The sequence below is a fragment of the Sphingobium sp. genome (assembly GCF_035511395.1).
Lineage (GTDB): Bacteria > Pseudomonadota > Alphaproteobacteria > Sphingomonadales > Sphingomonadaceae > Sphingobium.
The window spans coordinates 1-8610 of sequence record NZ_DATKFP010000242.1; the positions used below are offsets into that span (position 1 = coordinate 1).

General features: G+C 61.5%; 10 protein-coding genes. 4 read left to right on the plus strand and 6 right to left on the minus strand.

The genetic code is table 11. The features are described 5' to 3' along the window. Positions 1-42 precede the first annotated feature (42 nt). The 5 genes from VMR39_RS30520 to VMR39_RS17210 all read right to left on the minus strand — a co-directional run bounded on the left by VMR39_RS30520 (position 43) and on the right by VMR39_RS17210 (position 3686). A complete protein-coding gene (locus VMR39_RS30520; RefSeq protein ID WP_414712543.1) occupies positions 43-270 on the minus strand; it encodes a hypothetical protein in 228 nt (75 codons plus the stop codon). Positions 271-349: 79 nt separating this feature from the next. Then, entirely contained in the window at positions 350-1249 is a 900-nt protein-coding gene (locus VMR39_RS17195) for an SDR family NAD(P)-dependent oxidoreductase (RefSeq protein ID WP_325417301.1), read from the minus strand. Between the two features lie 40 nt (positions 1250-1289). Next, positions 1290-2381, minus strand: a complete 1092-nt coding sequence (locus VMR39_RS17200) for a Gfo/Idh/MocA family oxidoreductase (RefSeq protein WP_325417303.1) — start codon at positions 2379-2381, stop codon at positions 1290-1292. A gap of 124 nt (positions 2382-2505) precedes the next feature. Further along, the gene (locus VMR39_RS17205) at positions 2506-2880 is read right to left on the minus strand and encodes a limonene-1,2-epoxide hydrolase family protein (RefSeq protein ID WP_325417305.1); all 375 of its coding nucleotides are present in this window, start codon (positions 2878-2880) and stop codon (positions 2506-2508) included. Positions 2881-2906: 26 nt separating this feature from the next. Next, positions 2907-3686: an enoyl-CoA hydratase-related protein gene (locus tag VMR39_RS17210; RefSeq protein ID WP_325417306.1), complete on the minus strand. Its 780-nt coding sequence runs from the start codon at positions 3684-3686 to the stop codon at positions 2907-2909. 79 nt (positions 3687-3765) lie between these two features. On the opposite strand from VMR39_RS17210, the gene VMR39_RS17215 reads away from it, so the two are divergent. Next, positions 3766-4458: a 2-oxo acid dehydrogenase subunit E2 gene (locus tag VMR39_RS17215; protein WP_325417308.1), complete on the plus strand. Its 693-nt coding sequence runs from the start codon at positions 3766-3768 to the stop codon at positions 4456-4458. Positions 4459-4467: 9 nt separating this feature from the next. Here the strand turns inward: VMR39_RS17215 and VMR39_RS17220 are convergent, their stop codons facing one another. Next, the gene (locus VMR39_RS17220) at positions 4468-4965 is read right to left on the minus strand and encodes a MarR family transcriptional regulator (RefSeq protein ID WP_325417310.1); all 498 of its coding nucleotides are present in this window, start codon (positions 4963-4965) and stop codon (positions 4468-4470) included. A 155-nt stretch (positions 4966-5120) separates the two neighbouring features. On the opposite strand from VMR39_RS17220, the gene VMR39_RS17225 reads away from it, so the two are divergent. From VMR39_RS17225 to VMR39_RS17235, 3 genes are all read left to right on the plus strand, one after another. Continuing rightward, positions 5121-6080: a hypothetical protein gene (locus VMR39_RS17225; RefSeq protein ID WP_325417312.1), complete on the plus strand. Its 960-nt coding sequence runs from the start codon at positions 5121-5123 to the stop codon at positions 6078-6080. 4 nt (positions 6081-6084) lie between these two features. Continuing rightward, the gene (locus VMR39_RS17230; protein ID WP_325417314.1) at positions 6085-6975 is read left to right on the plus strand and encodes an enoyl-CoA hydratase-related protein; all 891 of its coding nucleotides are present in this window, start codon (positions 6085-6087) and stop codon (positions 6973-6975) included. 273 nt (positions 6976-7248) lie between these two features. After that, positions 7249-8610: TonB-dependent receptor (locus VMR39_RS17235; protein WP_325417316.1), on the plus strand; the 1362-nt coding region annotated here is incomplete at its 3' end.

An 8610-nucleotide genomic window follows, 5' to 3' on the forward strand; every position in this document is an offset into this window, starting at 1 on the left:
CCGCGGCCGGCGTCTTTGTCTGCGTGCTGATCCTCGCTTTTGTCAACAGCCTTGTCCATGCCGGCGATGGCTGGACCGCCGTCGTACCGATGGGCCTGACAATCTCCGCCGCGACCTTCGTCCTGCACGCTGCGCATAATATTCGCCCTGGATTGGTGCCGGCACATGGGTCGCATCCGCCCGCGCGCGCGTCAGCGGCGCCATGACGACACGATTGGGGATGGGCAGGCTGCCGATGGTCAGGGGTTGGAACAGCGCATCGAGGGACATGACATATTTCTCCGGAACGGGCCTGGGGAGCGGAGGCGGGCACGCCTCCGCTCCCCAGGCCCCTTGTTAGACGACAGGATCAGGGATCAAGCCACTCGCCCGGATTGATGCCGGCGTTGGAACGTGCGAATTTCAGGATCTTGGCGATGCGTTCGCCAAGAACCGTGGGATCCTTCGACGCTTCGCAACTCGGGCCATGCTGCCAGCTTTCGGCCACGGTGATGCCATAGCCCCAGACTTCGAACACGCGCCCGCTGACCTGCGCGGATTCCGGGCTGGCCAGCCAGGCGATGAAGCCGGCGATCCATTCGGGATCGCGGCGCTCCAACTGTTCGGGCGTCCATTCGCGCAGGCCAGCGGTCATGCGAGTTTCAGCGCGCGGGGCAATGGCGTTGACGGTCACGCCGATGCGCTGCAATTCGCGCGCGGCGACCTGGCTGAAGCTGGCAATGCCGCCCTTGGCCGCAGCATAATTGGCCTGGCCGATATTGGCGAACAGCGCCGAGTGCGACGTGGTGTTGATGACGCGTGCGTCGGGCTGGCGCCCCGCCTTGCTTTCCATGCGCCAATAGTTGGCGGCATGATGGGTCGGTGCGAAAGTCCCCTTCAGATGCACCTTCACGACGATGTCCCATTCTTCTTCGGTCATGTTGACCAGCATGCGGTCCCGCAGGATGCCGGCATTGTTGATCAATATGTCGAGCCGCCCGAAGGTGTCGACGGCTTGTGCAACCATGTCCTTCGCATTGCCCCAGTCGGACACGTCGCCGCCATTGACGATGGCTTCGCCGCCTTTGGCCTTGATTTCCTCCACGACTTCCTGCGCCGGGGTGAGGTCCGCGCCGCCGCCGGCCGCGTCGCCGCCCAGGTCGTTGACGACCACCTTGGCGCCATATTCGGCCAGCTTCAGCGCATAGGTGCGGCCCACGCCGCGCCCGCCGCCGGTGACGATGGCGACTCTCCCTTCAAGCAGACTCATGTTCTTTCCCTCACTGTCATAAACTGTGGATGATGGTGTTTCAGAGCGACACCCGTTCCCCGCTCGCCGCGGCACGCTCGACCGCGTCGATCAGCCGGTGCCGGCGCACGGCGTCGGCGAAGGTCGGGCAATGGGATGTGCCGTCGCGCAGGTCGCTGGCAAGCAGGGCGTAGGCCTGCGCGACATTTTCCGCGAAGGGCGGCACGCTGGCGGGTGTCCATTTATAATCGGCGGGCACGGGCAGGGGGGCAAGTTGCTGGTCGTCGCCGCGCGCGCCTATCAGGGTGATCGGGAACATCTGCGCATGGCCGGCATCGGCCGTGGCGACGATATCGCCATCCGTCCCGTTGATTTCCCACCGGAAATTGGTACCGCGGCTGAACCCGCCGCGATAATGGACGGCCATGGTCGCTCCTCCGGCCAATGTGCCGGCGATCAGTACCTGATCCTCGGCGGTCATGGGATATTGCGCCCCGTCCTCCACCAATGTGAAATGATCGCGCCGATTGGCGGTGATGGCCTGGAGTGACGCGAATTCGCCCAGACATTGTGCGACGGCGTCTATCGTGTGGCCGAACGGGATGGTCAGCAGTGTGGCGCCATTGGCCTTGTCGGCGGTGTAGGCGTTGGGCTGGTCGATAAAGGCGCCCCAATTCATGCCGGAGCCGACCAGCGTGCTGGACAACACCGTGCCGACATAGCCGTCGGTCACCAGATCTCGGAGGTAGCGCAAAGCGGGGGCGGAGCGGGCTTGCAACCCTACCGCGCCGATGACGCCCTTGTCCTTCGCCAGAGCAGCCATCGCCTCGGCCTCGGCCAGGCCGTTGCCCAGCGGCCATTCGCAATAGACATGCTTGCCGGCGGCGATCGCGGCGGTGACGAGTGCGCGGTGATGCGGCACCTTCACCGTGACGGCGACCAGATCGACGTCGGGATCGTTCACCAGCGCGTGATGATTGTCATAGGCCCTGGCGATGCCGAATTCGGCGGCGGCGGCCGATGCGCTTTCCTGCCGGGTCGTGCTCAGGGCGCGGATCTCATAATCGGGCAGCGCCTGAAGGGCGGGAATATGGGCCAGCGCGGCCCAGCTTCTGCCGGGCGCCACGCCAATAATGCCAACTCCTGTCGCCATCTGCCATCCGCTCCATATAGTCCGTTATCATGTAGTCAGTATGCGTACTATATGTTTATTTTCGATACTGCAATGGGGTTGTTCTGATGGAGGATTGCATGTCGGACGAATTGGTCGAGCAATGTCATTGCGCCATTGCTGCATGAAACTGCGCGGCGTCGAAATAGTCGCGCCAATAGGCCAGTTTCCCGTCCCGCCACTCGAATATGCCCATCACCGGCATCTCGATCCATCGACCATCGATCAGAAAGCGGTCGACTCGCTCCGTCAGGACCGCGCCGTCCGTCGTTTCCGCTGCATGCAGGATGAGCCATTCGTTCGCCTCCGTGCCGGACAGAAATCCGGCCAGCCCTTCCCGGATGGCGGCATGGCCCTGCAACGGTGCCCAGGGCATATTATGGTAGATGCAGTTTGGTGCCATCGCCCCCAGGATCGCATCCAGATCAATCCTGCTCCACAAGGCGATGAAATCCAGCGTGCGTCTAAGGTTGGTGGTCATACGCGGTTCCTTTCCCAGTATATGCGCTAGCGGCCCTTCCAGTTGGGCGCGCGGCGCTCCACGAACGCGCGCTTGCCCTCGACGGCGTCCTCGCTTGCCATCACCAGGTCGGACAGGGGGAAGTTGCGCATGTCCAGAGCCTGCCCGATCGGCATGTCGAAGGCGGCATGCGCGACCTGCCGGGCGCATCGCAGAGCCAGTGGGGCGCAGGCAGCAATCTGGCCGGCCCATCGTCTGGCCGCAAGCATCAGGTCCGCTGCCGGCACCACTTCGCTGACAAGGCCGATCGCATGGGCTTCGGCGGCATCGACGGTGCGGCCAGTAAGGATGATGTCCATCGCGCGCTTCATCCCGACCGCGCGGGGGAGTCGTTGCACGCCCCCGCCAAGTGCTGCCCAGCCCACTTTCGGTTCCGGCAGGGAAAAGCCGGCGCTATCGGCCGCGATGATGAAATCACAGGCGAGCGCCAGTTCGAAGCCGCCGCCGAACGCCATGCCGTTGACCGCCGCGATGACGGGCAAGGGATAGTCGTATCGGGCGTTGAAGCCGGCAAAGCCCGTGGCGGGCAGTTCCATCACGCCCGTTTCCAGATTGTCCTTCAGGTCGTAGCCGGCGCAGAAGGCGCGATCGCCTGCTCCGGTCACGATGATGGCGCGCAACGATGCCATGGTCGCGAGCCGATCAAAAAGGTCGGACAATTCCCGATGGGCGGCAGGATGCAGGGCATTCATGCGGTCCGGACGATGGATTGTCACGATGGCGATATCGGCTTCGATCGCGATTCTGCTGAATGTGCCGTCGGGCATCCTGTTCTCCTGCGTTGTGAGTTGATAAACTGCAATATGGTATGTATGCAAATCATATTGCAGTTAGAGGGAGGCATCGTTGGCTGTTACCGATATAGTGAAGCTGACTGGGCTGCGCGGCATCATCGCGCAAAAAATGAGCGAGAGCTTGGCGAAGACGGCGCAACTCAGCTTCTTCTGCGACGTCGACGTGACCGCCCTGATCCAGGCGCGGGAGGCATGGAAAGCGGCCGGTGTGAAGATCGGCTATGAGGATCTGATCGCCAAGACGATTAGTTACGTCATGCGGGACTTTCCGGCATTCAATGGCGTGGAGACCCCTGCCGGCATCGAACTGCATGAGGAAGTGCATGTCGGCTGCGCGATCGCCTTGCCGGGGGCATTAGTTGCGCCGGCGATCGCCAATGTGGAGCGGCTGGCCCTGCCCGATATCGCGGCGACGCGGCAGGATCTGGTGGCGCGGGCGAAGCTTGGCAAACTCACCATCGCAGAACTGACCGGCGCGACCGTGACGATCACCAATCTCGGCCTGACCCGCGTGGAGCATTTCACGCCGATCCTGACCTATCCGCAGCAGGCGATCATCGGCCTGGGGCGCATCGCACCCAAGCCATGGGTCGACGTGGACGAGCAGACGGTAGTGGTTCGTCCGGTCATGGGCCTGTCGCTCACCGTCGACCACCGAACGATCGATGGCGGTCCGGCCGGCGATTTCCTCGGCGCGCTGGCGCAGGCGCTGGAAAGCGCGGCCGGGCTGACACCGCAGGAGTGACGCCCGGTGTCAGTCGCCCTGCAACATGTCGCGAATATTGGCCTTCACCAGCGCCAGTGTCTCCTCGGTGATGCGCTGATGTTCAGGCGATACGCCGGCCAGGATCGACTTGTTCAGTTTGCTGCCCGCCTTCTGCATTTCAGCGATCACTTCATAGCCCTGATCCGTGATGAAGACGCGGCGCGCCCGCCGGTCCTCGGCATCCAGCCTGCGCTCGACATAGCCTGCCGCCTCCAGCCGGTCGATCAAGCCGCCGATCGTCACCTTGCCGACGTCCATATGGCGCGAGATATCTACCTGCATCATGCCGTCAGCACCGACGCGGGAGAGGGTGGCCAGCACCGACCATTGCGATCGGGTCACGCCGCGCGACCGCATCACGTCGTCGAACAGGGTGCGGCGCATGCGTGACACGTCATGGACCAGGAAGCCGAAGCGGAAGGGTTTTACCACCGGCCGGGCCGCGGTTTTGGCTTCGTTGGCCGGGCTATTCTGCTTCTTGGGCATCGACGTCCTTGATGTACGCGGAAAGGGGATCGTCCCAACCTAAACCATCAGTCGGGGATCTGCCAGATAGCGCCGTCATTTTGGATTGCAAATATATAATATGCATTAATATCAGATGCATGATTTCTATCAAAAATCAGAGATTGGAGAGATATATGCTGCTGCACGAAGATTATCCCCACGCCGTGCCCACCCGCGCCTGGCTGCGCTGGAAGGAAAATTACTTCTGGGTCTTCATGGATCCGGAACGGGATATCTGCTGCCTGGCGCATTGCACGGCAGAGCCGACCTATGACCGCGCCTTCGCTTCCTTCACCGTGCTGCACAAGGGGCAGAAGATCATCATCGGCAAGGAAGTGCCGATGCCGGCGCCGTTCGAACATGCCAGAACATTGCGCTATGGTGGGCTTACGATCGATTTCGTCAAGCCGCAGGCGGAATTCGTCGTGGAATATGAGGATGATGCAGTCGCCGCGAGGCTGGTCTTTACCCGGCGCATGCATCTGTTTGATTTCCAGGCCTGCGCCGACGTCAATCCGGACTGGTTTTCCATCTCCGAAAATACAGCGTTCGAACGTAACAGCTTCCGCCATCAGGGCCAGTGCATGAACGCTACCGGTAATGTCACCTTCAAGTCGGGTGACTTTGCAGGAACGTCGATCAACGTCGATGGGTCGGGCTATCGCGATCATAGCTGGGGGATGCGCAATGATCAGATGACGCTGGACCATAATTGGTCCTTCTTCAATTTCCCGTCCATGGGCTTTCACCTGATGCGGGTGCGCAATGTCATCCGGCCCGAAAGCCGGACGGCTGAAGGCTATATCGCCCTGCCCGAAGGCAATGAGGTGATGAAGTCGCTGGAGATAGAGAATGTCGGCGAGGGGCCGGAGGGGATGCCGGACAAGGTCATCTTCCGCGCGGTGACGCTGAGCGGCAAGCCCTATACGCTGGTGGCCGATGTGGGCAACGCTTTTGCCCGCCTGCCGCTCCATTCGCAGAAGCCGGGATCGAAAGTCTATCTGAACGTCGAGAATATGTGCCGGGTTCGCTGCGAGGAGACAGGCGAAGAAGGGCTGGCCAATATCGAGATCGGCGCGCTGAAGGACGCATGAGGTCATGATGGAGACGCCCGCACGCCATGGCGATCATTTCCGGTTTGATCTGGAGGAAGGCGTCGCCACTATCACCATCGACCGGGCTGAGAAGTTGAACGCCTTCACCCGCCCGATGGCATTGGATCTGGTGACATTGTTCGACCGCGTGGATCGGGACGACGCGATCCGGGCCGTCATCCTGACGGGGGAGGGGCGGGCCTTCTGCGCAGGGGCGGACCTGTCGCCCGGTCAGTCGTCCCTGTCCTCCCGCAAGGACGAGATGCCGCAGGAGAATGTGGACTGGTCCGATCCCGACACGCGGGATTTCGGCGGCCTCATCACGCTGCGCCTCTATGAATGCCTGAAGCCGGTGATCGTGGCGTTCAACGGTGCGGCCGCCGGCATGGGTGTCACCATGGCGCTGGCGGCCGATATCCGCATGGCGTCGAATGGCGCCAAATTCACCCTGCCCTTCGTCCGCAGGGGCATCGTGCCGGAATCGGCGTCCAGCTGGTTCCTGCCGCGCATCGTGGGGATTGCGCAGGCGCTGGAATGGATGCTGACCGGCGCGACTTTCCCAGCGGAAGAAGCGCTCCGGACCGGTCTGGTCCGCTCGCTCCACCCGCCCGAGGAATTGATGCCGGCCGCACGCGCGCTGGCGGCGACCATCGCGACTCAGGCCGCGCCGGTCTCCGTCGCACTTACGCGGCAGATGCTGTGGCGGTCGATCGGCATGGTGCACCCGATGGAAGCGCATCGCGTCGAAAGTCGTGGCATCCACGCCCGCGCCAGAGCTGCGGACGTGCGGGAAGGGGGCGCCAGCTTCTTGGAAAAGCGCCTTCCTGCCTTTCCAGATAGCGTGTCGAACGACATGCCATCCTTTTTCCCATGGTGGGAAGCCAAGACCTATTGAAGGGAAAATCGAGATAGCCAGGCGTCGCCGGACACATTGCGTTCCTGAAAAATGAGCGTATAGTGCGCCTGCATACGAAGTGTTTCCATATAAAACGGAAGCAGATCAAATTCGTGGTCTAAATGGGAGGATGTTTGGCACCGGTATGAGGGCACGCCAACCCTATTAACCATAATCGAGAGCTGCGCCACATGTCGGCAGCGGCCTGTTGCTTCATAAAATGCGTCACCAAGAGGGCGCCTCTGCAACGATAGAGAATGAGGGAGGGTGTCAATGTCTGGATCCGTTCATGGTCTGCGCATCCATGCCGCGCGCAAGGCTGTGCTGTTCGCTTCCGCCGCCGTCATTGCGCATATCGCCGTTTCGACGGCCTGTGCACAGGAAGCCCAATCGGAAAATTATCAGCTAGAGGATATCGTCGTCACCGCGCAGAAGCGGTCGCAAAATGTGCAGGATACGCCTTTGTCGGTCACGGCCGTCAGCGGCGAGGCGCTGGTGTCGCAGGGCATTACCAGTGTTCAGGAATTGAACCGCATCGATCCGGCGCTGCAGATCGGTCAGGCGACCGGTACTGTCACGACCTTCATTCGCGGCATAGGCAATCCGGTGACGACCGCCGGCAACGAAGCGAGCGTGCCCGTCTATATCGATGACGTCTATTTCATCCGCGCCGGCTTCCCCTTCTTCGATCTCGCTAGTGTCGATCGCGTGGAAGTGCTGAAGGGGCCGCAGGGCACGTTGTTCGGCCGCAACGCATCGGGCGGCGTCATTTCCATCTACACCAAGGATCCCAGCCAGGACGGGGAATTGGAAGCCCGCATGGGCTATGCCAATTATCAGACGATGGATCTGAAATTCTACGGCAACATGCCGATCACCGATCGGCTGGCCGCCAATTTTTCCATGAGCTGGCATAATCAGGATCAGGGCTGGGGCCGCAACCGCAAGCTGGTCGATCAGCTGGATACGTCCAAGGGCTATCAACCCGGCGGCAATGATTATTGGAAGGGGCATAGTATCAGCCTGCGGGGCAAGCTGCTCTGGGAACCGACCGACACGACGGCGGTCAAGCTGATCGGCTATTATCAGAATAGCTGGAGCCAGATCGGCATTTATTCCCGGCCCTTCCCCGGCACCGTCGGCGGATCGCCCGATCCGTCGCATAATGGCGCTGGCCCGATCCCGGAAGCTCCCGTGCCATCTCAGGTGCTGCCGCCGCTCGCCTTTTACGACGTGTCGCTGGCGGAGGAGCAATATGATGAATCCGAAGGCTGGGGCGCATCCGCGCGGATCGACCAGGAACTCGGCTTCGCCGATTTCGTCAGCATCACTGCCTATCGCAGCAATGACGAACTCTATCATTCTTCCGGCAACTATTCCGATTATGACTGGCTGGTCTACGACCTTAACATCGTCGACAAGCAATTCTCGCAGGAATTCCAGCTGAAATCGGCGGCGGGCAGCAAGATCAACTGGATATTGGGCGCCTATTATCTCAATGCAGATGGCGGTTTCGATCCCACCTATATCGGTGGCCCCGGCCAGAATGCCAATGGCAGCGATGTGATCAAGATCGTCGGCCGGCAGAAAGTGAAATCCTATGCCGGTTTCGGGCAGGTCACAGTGCCGCTGGGT